Source organism: Virgibacillus ihumii (assembly GCF_902726655.1).
Classification (GTDB): domain Bacteria; phylum Bacillota; class Bacilli; order Bacillales; family Amphibacillaceae; genus Lentibacillus; species Lentibacillus ihumii.
The window spans coordinates 234,436-254,473 of record NZ_CACVAN010000001.1 but is presented as its reverse complement, the minus strand read 5'-3'; the positions used below and the strand labels follow the sequence as shown (position 1 = coordinate 254,473).

The 20,038-nt window shown below is 41.5% G+C and carries 17 protein-coding genes; 2 read left to right on the top strand and 15 right to left on the bottom strand.

Translation table 11 applies throughout. The features are described 5' to 3' along the window. Positions 1-19 precede the first annotated feature (19 nt). Positions 20-3,172 (bottom strand): efflux RND transporter permease subunit, encoded by a 3,153-nt coding sequence (locus HUX68_RS01255; protein WP_174612944.1) that lies wholly within the window; start codon positions 3,170-3,172, stop codon positions 20-22. 234 nt (positions 3,173-3,406) lie between these two features. Between HUX68_RS01255 and HUX68_RS01250 the strand changes: the two genes are divergently transcribed. Continuing rightward, a complete protein-coding gene (locus HUX68_RS01250) occupies positions 3,407-4,294 on the top strand; it encodes a TetR/AcrR family transcriptional regulator (protein WP_174612943.1) in 888 nt (295 codons plus the stop codon). Positions 4,295-4,416: 122 nt separating this feature from the next. On the opposite strand, the gene HUX68_RS01245 is transcribed toward HUX68_RS01250, so the two are convergent. Both HUX68_RS01245 and HUX68_RS01240 read right to left on the bottom strand, forming a co-directional pair. Next, the gene (locus HUX68_RS01245; protein WP_174612942.1) at positions 4,417-6,240 is read right to left on the bottom strand and encodes a Rad50 family protein; all 1,824 of its coding nucleotides are present in this window, start codon (positions 6,238-6,240) and stop codon (positions 4,417-4,419) included. Then, positions 6,230-8,188 carry an efflux RND transporter permease subunit gene (locus tag HUX68_RS01240; protein ID WP_246206736.1) on the bottom strand — a complete coding sequence of 653 codons (1,959 nt, stop codon included), beginning with the start codon at positions 8,186-8,188 and terminating at the stop codon, positions 6,230-6,232. The genes HUX68_RS01245 and HUX68_RS01240 overlap by 11 nt, the downstream gene beginning before the upstream one ends. Before the next feature lie 276 nt (positions 8,189-8,464). Between HUX68_RS01240 and HUX68_RS01235 the strand changes: the two genes are divergently transcribed. Then, positions 8,465-9,031 (top strand): TetR/AcrR family transcriptional regulator, encoded by a 567-nt coding sequence (locus HUX68_RS01235; protein WP_174612941.1) that lies wholly within the window; start codon positions 8,465-8,467, stop codon positions 9,029-9,031. Positions 9,032-9,155: 124 nt separating this feature from the next. Here the strand turns inward: HUX68_RS01235 and HUX68_RS01230 are convergent, their stop codons facing one another. The 12 genes from HUX68_RS01230 to queC form a co-directional block, all read right to left on the bottom strand. Then, on the bottom strand, positions 9,156-9,671 hold the full coding sequence (locus HUX68_RS01230; RefSeq protein WP_174612940.1) for an LURP-one-related family protein: 516 nt from the start codon (positions 9,669-9,671) through the stop codon (positions 9,156-9,158). A gap of 406 nt (positions 9,672-10,077) precedes the next feature. Further along, positions 10,078-10,551: a divergent PAP2 family protein gene (locus HUX68_RS01225; protein WP_174612939.1), complete on the bottom strand. Its 474-nt coding sequence runs from the start codon at positions 10,549-10,551 to the stop codon at positions 10,078-10,080. A gap of 180 nt (positions 10,552-10,731) precedes the next feature. Next, complete coding sequence (locus tag HUX68_RS01220; RefSeq protein ID WP_174612938.1) at positions 10,732-11,676, bottom strand: nucleoside hydrolase; 945 nt, start codon at positions 11,674-11,676, stop codon at positions 10,732-10,734. Between the two features lie 93 nt (positions 11,677-11,769). Next, positions 11,770-12,963 (bottom strand): DUF4317 domain-containing protein, encoded by a 1,194-nt coding sequence (locus HUX68_RS01215; RefSeq protein WP_174612937.1) that lies wholly within the window; start codon positions 12,961-12,963, stop codon positions 11,770-11,772. A gap of 387 nt (positions 12,964-13,350) precedes the next feature. Next, positions 13,351-14,142, bottom strand: coding sequence for a putative hydro-lyase (locus HUX68_RS01210; RefSeq protein WP_174612936.1), 792 nt, complete (start codon positions 14,140-14,142; stop codon positions 13,351-13,353). Between the two features lie 19 nt (positions 14,143-14,161). Beyond that, a complete protein-coding gene (locus HUX68_RS01205; protein ID WP_174612935.1) occupies positions 14,162-14,929 on the bottom strand; it encodes a LamB/YcsF family protein in 768 nt (255 codons plus the stop codon). After that, complete coding sequence (locus HUX68_RS01200; RefSeq protein WP_174612934.1) at positions 14,926-15,945, bottom strand: 5-oxoprolinase subunit C family protein; 1,020 nt, start codon at positions 15,943-15,945, stop codon at positions 14,926-14,928. The genes HUX68_RS01205 and HUX68_RS01200 overlap by 4 nt, the downstream gene beginning before the upstream one ends. Positions 15,946-15,949: 4 nt before the next feature. Continuing rightward, complete coding sequence (gene pxpB / locus HUX68_RS01195) at positions 15,950-16,651, bottom strand: 5-oxoprolinase subunit PxpB (RefSeq protein WP_174612933.1); 702 nt, start codon at positions 16,649-16,651, stop codon at positions 15,950-15,952. Between the two features lie 42 nt (positions 16,652-16,693). Beyond that, on the bottom strand, positions 16,694-17,932 hold the full coding sequence (locus HUX68_RS01190) for an NRAMP family divalent metal transporter (RefSeq protein ID WP_174612932.1): 1,239 nt from the start codon (positions 17,930-17,932) through the stop codon (positions 16,694-16,696). 246 nt (positions 17,933-18,178) lie between these two features. After that, a complete protein-coding gene (gene queE / locus HUX68_RS01185) occupies positions 18,179-18,901 on the bottom strand; it encodes a 7-carboxy-7-deazaguanine synthase QueE (RefSeq protein ID WP_174612931.1) in 723 nt (240 codons plus the stop codon). Continuing rightward, positions 18,898-19,332: a 6-carboxytetrahydropterin synthase gene (locus HUX68_RS01180; protein WP_174612930.1), complete on the bottom strand. Its 435-nt coding sequence runs from the start codon at positions 19,330-19,332 to the stop codon at positions 18,898-18,900. Before HUX68_RS01180 ends, queE begins: the two co-directional genes overlap by 4 nt. After that, positions 19,329-19,988 (bottom strand): 7-cyano-7-deazaguanine synthase QueC, encoded by a 660-nt coding sequence (gene queC / locus HUX68_RS01175; protein ID WP_174612929.1) that lies wholly within the window; start codon positions 19,986-19,988, stop codon positions 19,329-19,331. The genes HUX68_RS01180 and queC overlap by 4 nt, the downstream gene beginning before the upstream one ends. Positions 19,989-20,038 lie beyond the last annotated feature (50 nt).

The window sequence follows — 20,038 nt, the reverse complement described above, 5'->3', positions numbered from 1 at the left end:
CAAGATACTAGCTTATAATTTATTTCAATTCTTTTTTCCGAAACTTGGCGAATGCCTCATAAACAATTGGCACAATAACCAGTGTTAATAATGTGGAACTTGCCAGACCACCAATCACTGTAACGCCAAGCCCTTTCGAAATCAGCCCTCCACCTTCAAGACCGATTGCCAATGGAATAAGTGCTCCAATTGTGGCAAGGGCGGTCATTAATATAGGACGTAGGCGGGTCGAACCAGCTTCCAGTAGTGCTTCCCGTACAGAAAAGCCTTCTTTTTCATTATGAATCACGCGGTCAATCAACACAATTGCGTTCGTTACGACAATACCTATGAGCATCAAGGCGCCTATCATCGCCGATACGCTCAATGGCTCACCGGAAATCCACAGTGCGACAAGGCCGCCAATAATGGTAAATGGCAGGGAGAACAGAATTGCCAGTGGTGCTAATGCACCGCCAAATGTCACAACAAGTACGAAGTAAACAATCGCTATTGCCGCAAGCATTGCTAAGCCCAACTGTGTAAATGATTCATTAATCTGTTCTGTTACACCGCCAAATTCCACATTCACACTGTTTGGCAGTTTCGTATCATCTATCGCATCTTTCAGCTCAGCAGATACGGCTGCTACATCATCCGTTTTCACTTCCGCACTGAGCGACGCATACATCTGACCATCTCTTCGCGTAATGGTGTCTGGTGCTTTTCCTTTTTTGACATCCATCACTTCACCCACTTCAACCTTGGATCCGAGTGGTGTTTGAATCGTTGTATTTGTCAGATCATCAATACCTTCATACGTTTTCTCTTCTGTTTTAACGTACACATTAATATCCTCACCGTTATGCTCAACCGTTGTGAGTACTGGTGCTGAACCTGTACTGCGTAAATTCATACCGACCTGTGCTGCTGTCAGCCCATATTGACTCAGCTTTTCCTGGTTCGCAACCAGAGTAAATTGATCATACGCTTCTGACAAACTTGACTCAACTTTTTTCAGGTCTGAATTATCTTTCATATTGGACAGGATTTTATCTGAAGCGCTTTGGATTTCCTCCATGTTATCACCATAGACAAACAGCTCTAATCCACCGCCAGTACTAGCAAAGTCGATTGTTCCCCATTCACCATTTTTGGTGTTTTCATTCAATGTCTGGATAACTTCTGTCGTTTCCTGACTGATTCCTTCAAAGTCTTCGTCATACTCAACAAAGAATAGCGCTGAATTTTCTCCCCCCATTCCCATTGGGCCACCGCCACCCATTGAAAATTGAAAGGTTGTTACGCCTTCACGTTCACTGAAAAACTCCTCCGCATCAAGTGCTGTTTCTTTTGCTTCTTCTTTCGTTTGGCCGGGTTCCGGGCTGTACGTAGCCATCATCATTTTCTGTGCATCCTGCGGGAGAAAGCTGACGCCGATTACCGGCACAAGGAACAAGCTTCCAACCAGTACTGCTGTCGCGCCGCCAAAAGTAATGATTTTATGGTTTAATGTCCAATCCAGGACACCTTTATAAAATCTGGACAGACTGCTTTTCTTTCGGTGGCTTGTTTGCTTATCCGAAACGTCTTTTTTATACAGTTTTTTTCTGAATAAAGAGTGTGCCAGCATTGGAACAATCGTCACGGCGACAATTAATGAAGCTGACAGCGCAAAGACAACTGCTAGTGCAAATGGCATGAACATCTCACCAACTTGCCCGCTTACCAAGCCAAGTGGTAAAAATACTGCAATCGTAACAATAGTTGAAGATGCAATTGGAATAAACATCTGCCGGGTTGCTTCACGAATCAAATCCTTTCCGCGAAGCTCTTCATCCGTTAATTGCATACGCCTGTAAATGTTTTCAATGACTACAATCGAATCATCAATCACCCGTCCAATCGCAACCGTTAAAGCACCTAACGTCATAATATTTAATGTTATATCCATCTGATGCAGCAGGAACACCGCCATCAGCAGAGATAACGGAATGGATACAATTGAAATCAGTGTTGTTTTCATACTTCTTAAAAACAGCAAAATAATGACAACGGCAAAGAGCGCACCGAACAATGCCTTACTCAGCATTGTATTGACGGATTCCTCAATCGGCTCACCCTGGTCAAAGGTATTTATGACAGAAATTCCAAGTTCCTCTTCAAAAGAAGCAATCTCATCTTTGACCCGATTGACGACTTCAACCGTATTGGCATCGGATGCTTTAACGATTTGAATGCCGATTGATTCTTCTCCATTTGTTTTGGAAATAGATTCAACTTCACCGACAACCTTAATATCTGCAAGATCACGCAGTTGTACGGTCGGAATATTCGCCTGGGCCTGGTTCTGTTGGGCAGTCTCTGAACCAGCACTTCCCATTTGGCCTTGCTGTGCAGGAGATTGCTGAGCCATTTCGCCCTGTTGCGCTGACTGACCAGCCGCGGCCGGTACAGCTGGAATCTCCAAATTCTTTAGATCATCAACCGTTGTTATGTTTCCATCGATGACGACATTCTTTACTTCACCATCGAAATTCGTTAAACCAAGTGGGAAAGAAACATTTGATCCTTCAATCAGTTTTTTAATTTTCTCTGGTGATAAACCGTACTTAGCCATTTCTTCATTATCAAAATCAATGGTTACTTTTTGCACCTGCTGTCCGGTAATCTGAACATCAGAGACACCTTCCAAACCTTCCAGTACCGGAACAACGTCGTCTTCTGCAACTGTAGTCAGGTTGGAAAGGGAACGGTCTTCATCCGTAATGCTTAGGGCAATAACCGGAAATGCATTCATGCTTATCCGCGAAACGTTCGGCTCTTCTGCCCCTTCCGGCAGTTGTAAATCGGATAAAGCACTTTCTACCTTGGTGGCTGCCTTATCCATATTGGTATCAAAATTAAATTGAATTTGAACAGAAGAAGCATTTGCTAATGAAGTAGAGCTCACAAGTTCTACTCCTTTAAGGTTTTGCACCCTCTGTTCAATCGGTTCGGTTACTTCATTGGCAACCTCATCCGGGGCTGCTCCTGGATAAGTCGTCATGACCGAAACGTTCGGCATCGTAATATCAGGCATTGTTTCCTGATTCATTTTAAAACCGGAATACAATCCCGCGACAACTACCATGACAGTTAATATCCAAATAGCAAATTTATTGTTCAGCGAGAAATTAATGATTTTCTTCAAAAAGTACACTCCTTCATTGCTGGAAAATATATGACTGACTGGTCAGAACACAACTAAATATAAATCAAATCCGACAAATATGCAAGGAGTATCTGCCATATAAGTTGTTACGTTTTTTTGTACGAAGTATTACTTGCTATCCAATAATGCTTCTGCTATTATAATTGCAGAAACAGTATGGTCAAAATAAATATGACTGATTGGTCAGAAATACACTAAAGGTCGGGAAACAATATGAATGAAAAAAAGAAAAAAATCATTGAAACTTCCTTTGAGTTGTTTGCGCGCAAAGGCTTTTATGCAACATCCATTCAGGAAATCGCTGATAAAAGCAACCTATCCAAGGGCGCTTTCTATTTGCACTTCCAATCAAAGGATGAGCTGCTGCTTGAACTGTTTAAGTACTATTACGATTTAATACAGGAAAATGTCCAAAATGCTGTCGACGAAAAGCGAAGTGCAAAAGAGAATTTTGTTAAACAAGTGGAGGTACAATTCCGTGAAATATTAAGACACAAAAGTTTTATTATCACGCAATTAAAAGAGCAGGCCATTACATTAAACCAAGAACTGTTTGAGTTTGTCCGATTAATGGAGTATGAAACACACAACTGGTATAAACAAACCCTTATTTCCATTTACGGTGAGAGAATTAAACCATATGTCGCTGATCTTGTGAATATCATCGAGGGAATCAAAAACCGTTATTTTCAAGTTCTGATCCGAAGTGATATGGAGGTGGATATCGATGAGCTTGCCTCTTTTATTGTGGAACAATTTGACACGATAGCTGCTAATCTGTTGTCGAACAATACACCGCCTATTCTTACGGAAGAGAAATTGCAGCCTATCTTTTCCGATATAAAATTACCCGAAAAAATGATTAAAAAAGAAGTAATCAATACTTTGCTGGAAATGCAAAAATTGTTAAACGATCTGAAACTGGATGATAAAGAAATTAATGAACTTCAAGGTGTAATTGATTTCATGATTTCAGAAATGAAAAAACCCGATACGAAAGAATTTGTCATCCAAGGACTTCTGGCTAATTTCAAGGGAATCGAGGAGTTCGATCACTACCGTCAGTTAATATCCGAAAAGCTTCAAGTCAGGTTGTTGTGAATGTTTCAAGTGCCTGTCATCCGAACCAATTTGGAGTAGTGTCGAGTGACTGACATTAGTAAACTTGGCTGTCACCAGGCCTTTATTTCTGGTGACAGCGCACCTCACACAACAGCACTACACTATCTGAACAAATTCAATAGTCTATCCCAAAATCCTTTTTCCGCTTCCTCTTTTGGTTGATCTTCCTGTTTGTCTTCCTCTTTTTTGATGCTTTCTGTTTTGATGACAAACTGTACGTTCTTAACCTTATTATTTTTTGATGAAACATATGAAACGGGATCAAAATCTGATTTATCGTACTTATTCATCATTTGATCGATTTCAGATTGCATTTGATCAGGCAAATCATCCGTTGATTCAGCTAATTCTCCGGTGCCTTTATGAAGTTCATTCACACCATTTTCCAGTTCATTTGTTCCATTGGTCAGTTCCGTCACACCACTATGCAGCTTGCTATAGGATGATGATAATTCCGCTACACCGTTCGTATAATCGCTCAAACCGGAATGAAACGTATTATAATTGGATGACAATTTACTTAATCCCTGCTGTAATTTTTTCATCGACTCATCCAGCTTAGTATTGTTTAAACTTTGGCCCAGTTTATCAGCCATGGTTTGGATATTCGTCTGAATCTTTTGCAGTGAACTTATAACGCCTTCAAGTGTTGGATTCACCGCTTTAAAGGCTTTTTTTACTTTGGAATACGTACCTTTTGCTGTCTGAGCCTTTTGATAGGTTTCAATCAGTTTATTAACAACTTCAGGGTCCGCATTGCTCTTTTTTAGTTTCTGTATTTCTTTTTTAGAAATATCATAGGCCGGAACCGCACCGATGGATTGATCCAATGTGGTAAAGGCTTTTGCATAATTTGCTTTTAAACTGGATAACCCCTCTTCTGTTTTTTTCAGTCCATTCGCGATTGCAGTAAGACCATTTTGCAATTCCTTGAATTTACCTATGTTCATCCCATTGGAACTGCTTCCCAATGACTGACTGATATTTTCGAGCGCTTCACCAATTTCCTTTGAACCCGCTATCAGTTTGGATGATTGATCAGCAAGTTTATTGATTCCTTTTTTATACGACGCAGAACCTTCCTGCAATCTGACCGCACCATCATTTAATTCAGCGATTCCTTCATTCAGTTTACCAACCGCTTTATTAATTTGCGCTGTAGCATCTGACAAAGACTTCATATCATTTTTCATGTTACCGGCATTTGGCTTATCAATCGACATGGAAGGCGGCATGGCATTTATTTTAATACTTTCCATTTCCAAATCATTGACATCAGCTTTCACAACAAAATTTTCTTCTTTTCCGGGCATAACAGTAAAGGTAACTTGTTTATTCTTCCCTGCACTTGCAATCATGCCGTTTTTCGTTTTGATATTTTGAAAAATATCCGTATTTAAAGGAACTGAAATTTGCAGCATATAATTTTTGAAAAAAGTGGAACGAGCCTTTTCGTTCGCTTTCGTTTCGATATGAATCTCAAGCTGCCCATCTTTTCCTAACAGTTTTTCTGGCGGCAATTTTTTACCGTTTAATGTATAGGAAACATTGATATCCCAAGGTAAGGATTGACCCTCTAAATTTCCCTGATAATAAAACTGGTCTCCTGTTGCATTAAACGTAACCTTGTTGTCGTTTTGTTCAATATCCGTTAAATTGGTTAGATTTTCAATACTGGTATAAGATCCATAGTCAACCATTTTCCCAGGTTTATCCACCGTGAAATTATTGACTACATACATTGCTTCCTGATCACCAGTCGCATCCAATGTGGCATACACGACTTCATTTTTCTCGGAATACGACCCTTTATTTTGTGAATCTTTCTTCTCTGATGAAGAATCACCTGCTGCAGATGATGCAGAAAGCGGCTGTATCACAAGCAGACCTACCATCAATACTGCGATTAATCGTTTAAACCTCATCATGAGTCCCCTTTCCCTTATAAAAGTTTGCTTTTAACGTTGTTTTTTCAATTACTCGATCAAATAGGACCAACATAGCCGGCAGAACGAATACAACCATTAGAAATGCAAGCAATGCCCCCCTGCCCAATAGTAAGCCAATCGACGACACTATCGGATTTGATGATGTGAGCGATAAAATAAATCCGACACTTGATAAAATCGAAGCGGAGATAAATATCGCAAAAACTTTATCATCAATCGTTTTCTTAATCGCCTTCATGGCAGGCATTTCCTGACGCAGCTTCGTATAATATTCTGTGAAAAGAATACCGTAATCGACTGTTGCGGCCAGCTGTACCGTACTGATAATCAGATATCCGACATATACCAGTGACTGATTCGCAAAGTATGGGACCGATAAGTTCAACCATACAGCCGATTGAATCGTCAGTAATAAGACAACAGGTATGGAGATCGATCGGAATGTGACGAAAAGAACGATGGCAATCGTAATAACCGTCAGTAAATTCACAACTGTGTTGTCTTCTTCAACGATGTTTTTTATATCATACAGCGTCACACTTTCACCGAGCAGGTGAACCTGATTATAATACGATTCAGCTGTATCCCGAACATCCTCAATTAACGAAAAGGCTTTTTCACCCTCTGAACCAGTCTCAGTGTTCAGTGTGATTCGCGTGTAATTTTCTGAATAAAATGGCTCTGTCGCCGCTTCTTCCAAATAGCCAGGCGGAATGGCGGAACCGACAGTACTCACGTATGAAATGACACTCGACACATTAGGAAGTTCCTTCAAATGTTGGACGAGCTCTTCTTCCTTCGCCATATCCCCTTTCGGAACAAGCAGAACCATCGGGGTGTTTTGCCCAAACTCCTCTTGAATAGCAGCTGCATCTGCACCAGCCCGCGTTGATTCCGGGTGTTCACCAGTACCGTAAATAAAAGTTGTTTGGCTTTGGGCTAAAAATGCCGGAACGATCAGGACCAGGACTAACAGTAAACTTGGAATCCTGAACTTCATTACCCATTTGCCGATATTTTTAAAGTTCGGCACTAATGGTTTGTGCTGCGTCCGATCAATCCACTTGTAAAACATCAGCGTTAAAGCAGGTAAGAAGACGATGACACTGATAAAGCTTAGCGCAATTCCTTTTACAAGGTTAACGCCTAAATCAGCACCAATTCCAAAATCCATAAATGTCAGTGCGATAAAACCGAAAAACGTTGTCGATGCACTGGCCGCAATTGCCGGAAACGATTGTTTAATAGCTAACCGCATCGCTTCTTTCGGATCTGAAACTTGTTTGCGATAATCCTGAAAACTATGCAGTAAAAAGATAGCATAATCCAACGATACGGCCAGCTGCAGAATCGGTGCCACCGACTGTGTAACGTACGATATTTCACCGATGAAAATATTCGTTCCTAAATTAATGACAACTGAAATTCCAATCGCTGTTAAGAAGAATACCGGTTCCACCCAGGAATTCGTCGATAGTACTAAAATGATGATAATGATTGGAATTAATAACAACGCTGCATTTAATGACTCCTGACCAGCCATTTTTTGTGATACCGCTGTATCTACTGCCTCTCCTGAAATAGCGTTTTCCTCACCAATCAAATTATAAATTTGATCCGTCGTTTCAACTTCAGCGCCATCACGAATCGTTATCGAAAATAAAGCAATATCATCTGTATAATACGTTTCCACCGTATTTTGATCAGCCATTTCAATTGGCTTTTTTAAATCAATCACATCATCCAGCCAAGTTACTCCGGTTACCCCTTCAATTGCTTTCAGTTTTTCTTTGTATGCTAAAGCCTCAGTAATCGATACATCACGAACCATAACACGCGCATTCGCAATCGGCGTATCAAATTCCTTTTCCATTAAATCCATGGCCTGCATTGATGGTGCATCATCCGGCAAATAATCAACCATATTGTAGTTCACGGAAACCGCAAATTGCGCAACCGTACTAATCAGCGCGATTATGACAAATGTTAGAACAATCGATTTTTTATGTTTAATGATTCTTGCTGACGGGTCAATAAGGCGTCATCCTCTCTTGCAATCTAACCTTTACACACCTTATTATTGTAATAGACACTGTGTTGGATATTCAACAGACAGTTTTATAGAATCCGTCAGCTTTTCAACACTTTATTGGATTGTGTTGGATTTTCGCAAAAACATCACAAAAAGGGGCTTATCAAATTGAGTGAGAAGTTGGATCGACGTAAAAAATACACACGCAACGTACTGAAGGAAAGTCTCATTACATTACTGGCGGAAAAGCCTATTTCCGCTATTACGGTAAAAGAAGTCTGTGAATTGGCAGATATTAATCGCTCCACCTTTTACACACATTATGCAGATCACTATGATCTGCTTGGTAAAATCGAAGACGAAATCACCGAGGATATGAATAAATACCTGAGCAGTTACAGCTTTACCATCGAAGAAGAGTCACTAAAAATGACGCAAAAATTAATGGAATACATTACAAATAACAAATTTATGTTTCAAACATTACTGATGAAAAATGGAGACCCAACGTTTGAACAACGGCTGATGAACATCGCTCAACGTTTTATGATGAATAATTGGAGGCCTGTCAATCATTTAGATGAGGTAAACTCGCGATACTTAAGTACGTTCGTTGTGAGTGGAGCGATAAACATCATTAAAGATTGGATTGAGAACGACATGGATCAATCCCCTAAAGAAATGGCTGTCATGATTAATAATTTTACGAACTATGGATTGTCTTATTTGGATTAAAGTGATTGCCTCGGCAAAGTTACACCAACGAAATCGGCAACAGAATAAAAATAATCCACCTGATCGCTCAATGGCGGATTATTTTTATCACTATAATCACCCAAATCTTTATGGAATCTCCTATCTAAGAACCTGCTCCACCAGCCGTGCCTGTAGAATTATTACGTTTCATAATCATATTGACGCCCATAACAACCGCTATTAATTCTTCCTTTGATAACTTAGTCGATTGACTGTTCAATTCATATGCAGGTGACTGAAAAAAGCCACTTACTTTTCTGAATGCAGCAACGGGATTTCCATTCTGATCAAAAATATCGAATTCCTTAGAAAATGCCTCTGATTTAATTTCATATTCTCCATGATGATAAGAATGATAGACAAATTTCTTAGCAAAAAAAGCAAAACGCTGCTTCAATTTGCCAATCTCCTGCTCACAATAGTCAATTACGTTCCACCCTCTTGACAGAAAGCGGAAGGAACCCTTCGCGACAATATTACCTTGCACATCTAGAATATCAACACTTGAGGAAAAAGCACTCTTCAGGTCAATTGAACCGATTTTCTCCTGATCACCATTAAATATTTCTGTAGTTCCTGCTGAAAAGAAATTATCTGTAAAGTAAATGGATTCTCCCATCAAATCCTCCTTGTTTACTAGTGCCGTTACTTTATCTTACGAAACACGAATTGTTTGTGTTTCAAAATCACCCTTTCAATTTTGCACTGCAACTTTCAAATCTTTAATGGAAATGTCCCAGCTACACGAAAAAAGCTGCCGGTTAATTAATAATACCAGCAGCACATCTATCATCATGCTATAAAATTTAAAGCGAAAATACCAACACAATTCCAATCGTAACAGGCACAATCCAGCACATGAGGAATCTCCATGCTTTGAACCACCCAAGCGCAAGACTGTTATTAGATAACAAAAACAGTCTGGAACTCATTGTCGAGCAGTTATCACTCTTCTATATAAAAGCATTGTATGGGATTGGCAATGATTGAAAAAGCGCGGGAACAATTGCACCCTGCGCTTTTGCTTAATCCCCTCTATCCTCGTATTTAGCAGAAATTAACCCCAGGAGTCCGCCTAACACTGCTCCACCCAAAACTTCCAGTGGCTGATGCCCGAGGAGTTCCTTCAATTGCTTGTCCCTTGCTACAAATTCAAAGCTCGGAAATTCTCCGGAAAGATCGGCAAATTTATCTTCCAGATCATTGACGAGCTGCGCAATTTCACCGGTGTGTCGGCGAACCCCTTGTGCATCATACATGACAATCACACCGAAAATGGCTGCCAATGCCGTTTCCGTATGCCGTGACCCTTTATTTGCCGCAATATAAGCGGCAAGTGCTGAAACACCCGCTGAATGCGAACTTGGCATCCCGCCTGTTGTAACTGCTTGTTTTATATCCCACTTTCCTGTCAGTCGCTTATGTGTGTATACTTTAAGGGCCTGAGCTATCCCAATTGAAGATAACGCCGTTATAACTCCTCGATTCATTTTGTCCATTATATAAAACCTCCCGTGCAGAATATTCTATAGTTTGGTTACCCCAAATTGGAAGTTATTATGCGAATATCTCCCTCTCATTAACCTGTCGGGATTCGATGTGAACGATAATAATTTCAGCTTTTCTTTAGAAAAGGCCTTATACTCCACATATTCCTTTAGTATAACGTCTCCCCACTATCATTCCCTATACGATTTTAATACTTCTTCAAACATATTCCAGAACTTGTCCTTGTTTAACTGATAGGCAAAGTTGACATTCGGTTCCCGTCTGGTGACTCCCTGTATATCGATACACGTCATGCCATACGTAAATTCACCCCTGGTTTCAATATCCACCCGTACATGTTTAAAATCAAAAATAGTTGGATCGATTAAATATGCCACTGTACAGGCATCATGAATCGGTCCGCCCTCCAGTCCAAAAACATCCTGATTTGATTTAATAAAAAACTTCAATAAATCCACAACAAAATGCGAAACAGGATTTTTAATTCCAGATAGTTCGTCAATTGTTTTCTGTGTTGCCAACGCCTGGTGTGTCACATCCAGACCAAACATTGTAATGGGCACACCACTTTCAAAGACTACTTTAGCCGCTTCGGCATCGACGTAGATGTTAAATTCAGCAGCCGGGGTCCAGTTGCCGAATGTGCCGCCACCCATTAACACGATTTCTTTAATTTTCGGGATGATGTCCGGTACGCGAATCATCGCTAGGGCAATATTTGTTAATGGACCGGTTGGAACTAACGTTATATCGCCATCCGACTTCATCACTTTATCAATAATTAAATCAACTGCATGCTGACGAACGGCCTTTTTACTTGGTTCATCCGGAAGTTTTGGGCCTTCCAAACCTGTTTCCCCATGGATTTCCTCAGCAATTTCCATCTTGTGAAGCAATGGTTTCGTGGAGCCTTGAGCTACAGGTACATCGGTTAATCCTGCAATGTCACAAATCCTAAGCGCATTTAACGTATTTTTTTCAACATCGACATTTCCTGCAACAGTTGTAATTGCTTCTATTTTGAGAGGGCTTATCTTTGAAGCTGCCAGGATAATAGCTATCGCATCATCGTGTCCCGGGTCACAGTCCAAGATTACGTTTGTTTGATTTTCCATTACATTTCCACCTTCATTTACCCATATGCTGTCTTTTTAATTTGCCCATTCATTTTTTGCATTTTTCATATAAATTCCCGGGAATACAGTAAATCATTCTTCATCATCAGGCGCTTTTTCAAATAACGCTTCCGGAATCATTTCAAATCCTTCAATCATCGTATTTTCTTCCACTTCCATCATCAAATAACTTTTCCCGTCAAAGTGAACCTGACGTACGTGCCTTAAATCCTGCGGGCTGATGGAGATATTCGCAATTTTCGTTTCGATTTTAATCGATTTGGAATTATATTTCGGCACCACACTGGTTGCTTTAAATTCATATTGTTCATCATCAAGTACTGTTTTAAAAGCGGACTCCACTTTTTCCGTGTTCACATCTTCTATTCCACTACTTGTTAAAACCTGTTCAACGTCCTTGTAGTCCATTTTTGGAACATCTTCTTCTTCATTCTCTTCCACAACCCGATGAATCTCATCATATACATTCGATAGCTTGGACGTATTCATTGCCTGATCACCGGCAACTTTATTTACTATTTCTTCAAAAACCAGTTTATCCTGGGCGGCGGTCATAATTTCTTCTGCATCCAACACATCTTCCATAAAATGATAACTCGGTTCATTCTTCTTTCCTGCTGCATAAAGCACACGATTAACATCTGCTGCATTATCCGTGATGGAAGGAAACAAAAATCCTGAAATAGGAGATTTCAGATTAATAATCGGATCGACGACAATATTATACTTGAACTCTTTTTCCACATAGTCAAACAGCAATTCTTTTTTTGGATCCTGCGTTTTATTCATACTGCATAATATAAACGGATTCGAGAAAACCTTGTCCCGCTCACTTTCTTCTGACTCATCACTCATATTCTTCATCGGCTTCATATATTCCCCGTGAATAAACGTTACAACAATATCCATTTCATATTGCTTGTCTTTCAGCATCTTCTCGACAAGCTGAAGCATCTGCTGTTTCCATTCTTCGGTATCATTGCTTAACAGCCCTTTATGGAGGATAAGCTGACTGCTGTTTTCCACGTCACGCTGAAACTTTAATTCAAATAACTTTTCATCCGGTTGACCTGACAGCACTTTTTTGAAATTGTCCAGGAACAATTCCTGCTGTTCCTGTTCCAGCATGTCAAACGGCATACTCTGGTGATGGTAAATATCACTCGATTCCTTCATGATGTACACGTTAAAAATGTCATGTATTTTCAATAATTCATTATCTGGTTTAAATTGTTTTCGGATATCTGCAATATCTTTTTTATCCAACGTTGTTCCACTCCCGATTTAATAATATCAATGTGCATTTTGTGGCACACATTCTATCATTTTATCATAGAAGCGGGCTGGATTTCGTGTGGTTAATCATAGATTGTTTTTATATGAAAATCTACACAAAAAAAGCTGGGACAAAAGAGTTTTATCAAAAGAAAAATACGAATTAATTAAAAATGGTGCATATAGCCGCTCCGGAAATATACTTCGCTTTCCGCGGGCGGCTGTTGAGCCTCTTCGTGCTACGCACTTCAGAGTCTCATCTAGGCCTGTCCTCCCGCAGGAGTCTACGTATATTTCCTCCGCTATATTAGTGGATTGTTCATCTTTTTCGATAAACTTATGCGTTTTGTCCCAGTCTCTTTTTAGTCAATAGGGTTATTAGAGCACGGAAAACTGCTCGTCCTTCAAATCTGTAATAAACATATGGCCTGGTGCATGGGTAATCATAATTTCCGGCTTGCTGTTCATCGCCACTGCCTGCGGGGTCACGCCGCACGCCCAAAATACCGGTACCTCTCCTTCATTGATGGTAACTGAATCGCCGAAGTCGGGTTGATCCAGATCATGGATTCCAATTGTATCAGGACTTCCAATATGAACCGGAGAACCATGTACCGACGGGAACCTCGATGTAACCTGAACCGCCCGAACAACATCCTTTTCCTGCATAGGCCGCATGCTGACAACCAATGGACCTTCAAATTTCCCCGCCCGGATACATTTGCGATTCGTGATATACATTGGTACATTGCGTTGTTCCTCGATATTTCGAATCGGAATGTCATTGCGGATTAATGCCTGTTCAAAGGTAAAACTGCACCCGATTAAAAACCCAACCATATCATCATGCCAAAGATCCTTTATATTCGTACGTTCATCATCGAGTACGCCATTCCGGTAAATACGATATTTGGGTATATCAGTCCGTAAATCGGCTTCAGGTGCAACTGCAGCCGGTGCAAATAAACCGGGTTCCGTAACATCCAAAACCGGACAAGCCTTTGGGTTTCGATGGCAAAATAACAAAAATTCAAATGCGGATTCTTTAGGAAGTACAACAAGATTCGCCTGTGTAAATCCACTGGAAACACCGGACGTCGGCTTCACCCACTTCCCATCGCGAATCAACTGCCGCGCCTCAGCGGGACTCACATTTGCAAGTGTATTCACAAGAAGACCTCCTTATCTTTTATGGTAAAAACGTACCTATCTTTGAAACAGAGATATTTTCACTGGCCAATTTCTGATTGATATGCTGTGCAAATTCCAGCGCATGAATGCCATCACCGTGAATACAAACCGTATCCGCTTTAATGGAAATATCTGTACCTTGCTGGGACCGCACTGTTCCGTTGTTCGCCATCTCCACAACTTGACTGGAAGCAACTTCCTGATCCAATATAAGAGCATCCTTCTCACGTCTGGATGTTAACGAGCCATCTTCCTGGTATGTCCGGTCAGCAAACACTTCACTGGCTGTCGGCAACCCGATCTTTTCACCGGCTTTGACCAGTTCCCCTCCTGCCAAACCAAACAGAATCAGCTCCGGATCCAGATCATAGACCGCTTTTGCAATACTTTCCGCAACATCTTTATCTTTTGCGGCATGATTGTATAAAGCTCCATGTGCTTTCACATGCTGCATCTTTGCGCCTTCCGCTTTAACAAAACCTTGCAGCGCACCCACCTGATAAATGACCAATTCATAAATTTCTTCCGGAGATAATGCGATATACCTTCTTCCAAAACCGTTCAAATCCGGAAAACCGGGATGTGCCCCGATACCGACATCTTTATCCAATGCCATTCTTACTGTCTTCCGCATTGTGGACTGATCACCCGCGTGAAATCCGCAGGCAATATTTGCCGAGGTAATATAATCAAGGATTTCCTCGTCCCGTCCCATATTGTATACGCCGAAACTTTCCCCCATATCACAATTTATATCGATTTTCATGCATAGTCCTCCTGTTCTTTTTTCAAATGAATGCTTACCTTCAGTTGTTCAAACTCCTTTTCGCTTTCCACCAGCAATGCCTGTGCTTCGCTGTGCTGAATTTCGTTAAAATAAATTTTTTCGCCTGGTTTTAATTGTGCCATAACCGGCAAGTCCGCTGTAATTACCTGGCCGATTTTGGGATATCCGCCCGTCGTTTGCCTGTCAGCCATCAGAACAATCGGGTTTCCATCCGGCGGAACCTGAATCGTACCGAAAGATACCGCTTCAGACAATAGATCCTTCTGATTCTCCAACGCCAATTGCGGTCCATTTAACCGATAGCCCATACGGTCAGATTGGGTGGAAACACCAAAGGCTTCTGACAAATACAATGCATGGCTTTCTTTGGTGAACCATTCGGACTGCCGCCCCGGAATTGTACGTATCACTGCCCCATCGCGATAATCAGGCAAAGGATCAAGTGACACACCCCAATCCATTTCAAGAAAATGCTCAGCACCAGCTTGGTTCTGCATTTGTTCTATCCGCATTGCCGCATATTGGGATGGCGTACCGACCGCCAATGCATCCTTTTTTTGCAATGCCCGTCCATTAAACCCGCCAATTCCGGCCCGTAAATACGTGGAACGGCTGTCCATAACCGGAGGCACATCAATACCTCCTGCAGCAGCCATATATGTACGGCAGCCTGTCCGCACTGAGGAAAACTTCAATGTGCTTGCTTTTCCGATCCAGACAGCTTTATTCATCTGAACCGGTTTTCCGTCAATTTCCGGTGCCATATCCGCTCCGCAAATGGCAATCAGTGCATCTTCCTGAAATTCAAGGATCGGTCCGGCAATCGTCATTTCCAGTACTCCGGCATCCGGTGCATTATCAACAAGTAAATTGGCAAGTCTGCTGGAACTTGCATCCATTGCACCACTTACAATAACACCATATTTCTGATAACCAGTACGTCCTGAATCCTGGACTGTTGTTAACAGTCCGGACTTTATTACGTTAATACTCATGGCTTCACCCTCCCCAATTGCTGTACTGTTCTTCGGATATGGGGAAAAAGCGAATGGAATCGCCTGCCTTCAATAAGATAGGTACCTCCTCATCCGGCCGGAACAGCTTTACAGGCGTTCTTCCAATCAATTGCCATCCGCCAGGTGTTTCAATCGGATATACCCCGGTCTGACTGCCCGCGATGCCCACTGAACCAGCAGGAATGTGTAATCGAGGTGAATCTTTTCTAGGCGTAGCAATCTGCTTTGACATACCGCCGATAAACGGGAACCCCGGTGCAAATCCAATCATATACACCGTATAATCCCCATTCACATGAATATCAATTACCTCCTGCTCCGTAAGGTTATTCTCATGAGCAACCACTTCCAGATCCGGACCAAATTCTCCCCCGTAACATACCGGAATCTCGACGATATTGGATTCTGTATCGGGGTTTTCCGGAAGCCGGGAAACCATTTTTTCAATTTCACCCAGCATCATATGATATGCGTTCGTCCCGGTCGAATTCCTAAGCACTTCCATCACATTATAAAAAATAGTAATGGTCGTATAAGCCGGGATATATTCGACCATGCCGGTCAGCGGATGGTCATCCAAACAGGCGGAAACAGTCCTGATTTGCTTTTGTATTTCATCGGACATATCCTCACCGAATTCCATTACAATCGCTTTATCCCCCAGCGGTGATACTGTATATTCCATAATCCCTCTCCCTTCGACTTACAAATGCGCTGAACAATTACGTCAGCCTGTCCATATATCGGCAATTCCCTGAAGTGAGAAGTATCCTGCAATAATTGTAATTAATACTGCCACTGCACCAAAAACAATCATCCATGTCGGGTGATGATAGTCGCCGACTATTTTTTTGTTTCTTGAAGCAACAAGAATCGCACCCAATGTAAGCGGCAGAATCAGACCATTCAGCGATCCGACAAGCACCAGAATCTTCACCGGTTCTCCAACCAATACAAATATTAGTGTTGAGAAAACAATAAATCCGATAATAAAGATATTGTTATATTTTTCAACAACCGGATGAAAGGAGCGCATAAACGATACACTGGTGTATGCCGCACCGATAACCGATGTAAGTGCTGCTGAAAATAAAACAACTCCAAAAATTTTATAACCGGCATCACCCAATGCATACTGGAAAACGGATGCAGTCGGATGACTTTCAGACAACGTGTACCCTGCAGTCACCACTCCAAGAATGGCCAGGAATAAAAATACGCGCATTATCCCTGTTGTAAAAACACCCCAGTTGGCAGCTCTCCCGGCAAAACCGGCATTTTCTTTCCCTTTAATTCCAGCATCAAGCAGCCTATGCCCGCCTGCGAACGTTATATAACCGCCTACAGTACCGCCGATTAACGTAATGGCAGGCAGCAGCATTGCTCCATAATCCCCCGGGAATACGCTGTTTACAGCTGCTTCTGCGACTGGCGGGGAAGTTGTAACCATCACAATAGCAACCATTGTTAACATGACTATTCCAAGTGTCAACGCAACATAATCCATAATTTTACCTGAGTTTTTCAAACTGAATACAATTACGGCAAGAATCGCGGTAATGATTGCTCCAACCTTGGGTGAAATACCAAATAAAACGTTCATCCCCAGACCTGCCCCACCGACATTACCGATGTTAAATGCCAGGCCGCCTAAAACAATTAAAATGGCAATGAACGTTCCCAATCCGGGCAATACCATATTCGCTACATCCTGCCCTCGTTTTTTGGAAACGACCAATACGCGCCATATGTTTAACTGTGCGCCGATATCGATAATAATCGATACCAGAATCGCAAATGCAAAACTTGCTGCAAACTGGTTTGTAAAATAAGAAGTTTGCGTCAAAAATCCAGGTCCAATCGATGAGGTAGCCATCAGGAAAATAGCTCCCCAAAATACTTGCCTTTGCTTTTTCGTCATTTTTCCGGTGTTTAAATCGGATTCATCATACTCACGTTTGGACATAATCGGCCTCCATTCATCTTCATTGTATTTTTTCATATTTTATAATATTCGACAAGAATTGCCAAATCCCTTCTAAAACAAACCGATTCGTATTTACAAAAACCCGGCAGCTTCCGAATCCGAAAGAGCCGGGCAGATTATGACAGACATGATGTACATCAGGTACCAGACAACTATAATTTACTTTGTGCAAAAGCCCCATCGATATATATTTCAAAGAGTTATCACCGACTGGGATAATACTTTTCACACTCCCCGCTTATTCCCCCATAAATAAGTATGAAGCTGCGGAAGCACACGAACATTTCGTAATTCATGACTGTCCATCACCTGATCCACCAGCCAGTCATACCGATTCACCAGCCTGCGAAGAAGCTGGTCATCATCTGCATTTCCGGTATCGTCATTACCAACCTGCAAAAATATTGGGACATTTGGATATCGTAAATGAACCCTCTTTGCATACTCCAAATCAGCCAAATCAAAAATAACAATCTTTAAACTGCAAGTTCCTTTTTGTTCTTCCTGCAGTGAAGTAATCATATCATCAAGTACGAAAAAATTGGTTTTCATTCCTGAACTGGGTGGTTTAGGTGACAGGGTCAACTCGTCAATATCGGTAAACCACGGCTGCCACTTGCTACCTTGCGTTTCCAACGCGATCGTTACCCGATTCTCATGTAACAAATCAACAAAGTCTCCCAACGCGGAAAGCAATGCCGGGTTACCCCCTGAAATGGTTACATGAGCAAATCGCCCGCCAGCCTGACGATTCAGTTCTTCCCAAACCTCTTCCGGCTCCATCAGCTTGATGTTTTCTTTTTCTGAGCCGTCCCAAGTAAACTTGGAATCACACCATGAACAGGAATAATCACACCCCGCCGTCCGGACAAACATTGTTTTTTGTCCAATAACCATCCCTTCTCCCTGAATGGTTGGACCAAAAATTTCAAGAATTGGCAGCTTCATTGATCCGTTTCCCCCTTTGGCCGATAGATGCAATAACTTGTAGGTGTCTCACGTAAAAAAACCTGAAGGCAAACAGGCTGATTATCCAGATTATTCAAATAGCCTTGGATAATCTCGTAAACTTTTTCTGCCACGACTTCGGTTGTTGGGAAATAAACCTGCTGATTGGAAAAAACGGGATCCTCATTCAATGTGGTGTGATCAAACCGCTTATGAATCAAATCCTTAATCGTTTTAAAATCGGCCAGAAAACCGATTTGATTCAGTTGACCACCAGCAATCGTTATATTCACAAAATACGTATGGCCGTGAGTGTATTGGCATTTCCCTGCTGACTCATCAGCAATATAATGAGCTGCGGAAAAATGGAACTCTTTATTCAATTCATATGCATAATCATGGTCGGGAACAGGGTAAATTTGCTGCATCATTTTACCACCCCTCGACGCATTTCGTATTGCTCCAATCCGTTACTGCGGAGTTTACACGATGGACATTCTCCGCAGCCTTCCCCCTTGATTCCGTTGTAGCATGTCAGCGTATGTTCTTTCACAAATTCAAATGCACCAAGCTGATCGCTCAATTCCCACACCTCTGATTTATCCCGCCACATTAATGGTGTATGCAGGACAAACTGGTCATCCATGGACAAATTCAGTGTCACATTCAACGACTTGATAAAATTATCCCGACAATCCGGATACCCGCTGAAATCTGTTTCACTTACACCCGTAATAATATGTTTGGCACCGATTTGTTTTCCCAGAATAGCGGCAAACGATAAAAACAATAGATTCCGTCCTGGTACAAATGTTGACGGTATTTCATCGTCCGTAATTTTTATCTCTTCCCGTGTTAAGGCATTTGGTGCAAGTTGATTTAACAAATCCATATCCAGCTCATGCTGACGAACATTTAATTTGGCACAAATTTCTTTTGCACATTCCAGTTCAGCAATATGACGCTGCCCGTATTGAAATGTGACTGCCTCCACATGATCAAACTTCCTCAATGCCCAAAACAGGCATGTCGTACTATCCTGACCTCCGCTGAAAACAACTACTGCACTTTGATTTTGACTACTCATTTTCTGTCCCCTTTCTCAAATGAAAGAAAGAGATTCAAAAATACCATAAA

Bases quoted from the DNA above. Each gene is read 5' to 3' on its own strand.
- HUX68_RS01250 (WP_174612943.1), top strand. From the start codon at position 3,407: ATGAATGAAAAAAAGAAAAAAATCATTGAAACTTCCTTTGAGTTGTTT.
- HUX68_RS01245 (WP_174612942.1), bottom strand. From the start codon at position 6,240: ATGAGGTTTAAACGATTAATCGCAGTATTGATGGTAGGTCTGCTTGTG.
- HUX68_RS01240 (WP_246206736.1), bottom strand. From the start codon at position 8,188: ATGGTTGATTATTTGCCGGATGATGCACCATCAATGCAGGCCATGGAT.
- HUX68_RS01230 (WP_174612940.1), bottom strand. From the start codon at position 9,671: ATGGGAGAATCCATTTACTTTACAGATAATTTCTTTTCAGCAGGAACT.
- HUX68_RS01225 (WP_174612939.1), bottom strand. From the start codon at position 10,551: ATGGACAAAATGAATCGAGGAGTTATAACGGCGTTATCTTCAATTGGG.
- HUX68_RS01220 (WP_174612938.1), bottom strand. From the start codon at position 11,676: ATGGAAAATCAAACAAACGTAATCTTGGACTGTGACCCGGGACACGAT.
- HUX68_RS01205 (WP_174612935.1), bottom strand. From the start codon at position 14,929: ATGAAAATCGATATAAATTGTGATATGGGGGAAAGTTTCGGCGTATAC.
- HUX68_RS01200 (WP_174612934.1), bottom strand. From the start codon at position 15,945: ATGAGTATTAACGTAATAAAGTCCGGACTGTTAACAACAGTCCAGGAT.
- pxpB (WP_174612933.1), bottom strand. From the start codon at position 16,651: ATGGAATATACAGTATCACCGCTGGGGGATAAAGCGATTGTAATGGAA.
- HUX68_RS01190 (WP_174612932.1), bottom strand. From the start codon at position 17,932: ATGTCCAAACGTGAGTATGATGAATCCGATTTAAACACCGGAAAAATG.
- queE (WP_174612931.1), bottom strand. From the start codon at position 18,901: ATGAAGCTGCCAATTCTTGAAATTTTTGGTCCAACCATTCAGGGAGAA.
- HUX68_RS01180 (WP_174612930.1), bottom strand. From the start codon at position 19,332: ATGATGCAGCAAATTTACCCTGTTCCCGACCATGATTATGCATATGAA.
- queC (WP_174612929.1), bottom strand. From the start codon at position 19,988: ATGAGTAGTCAAAATCAAAGTGCAGTAGTTGTTTTCAGCGGAGGTCAG.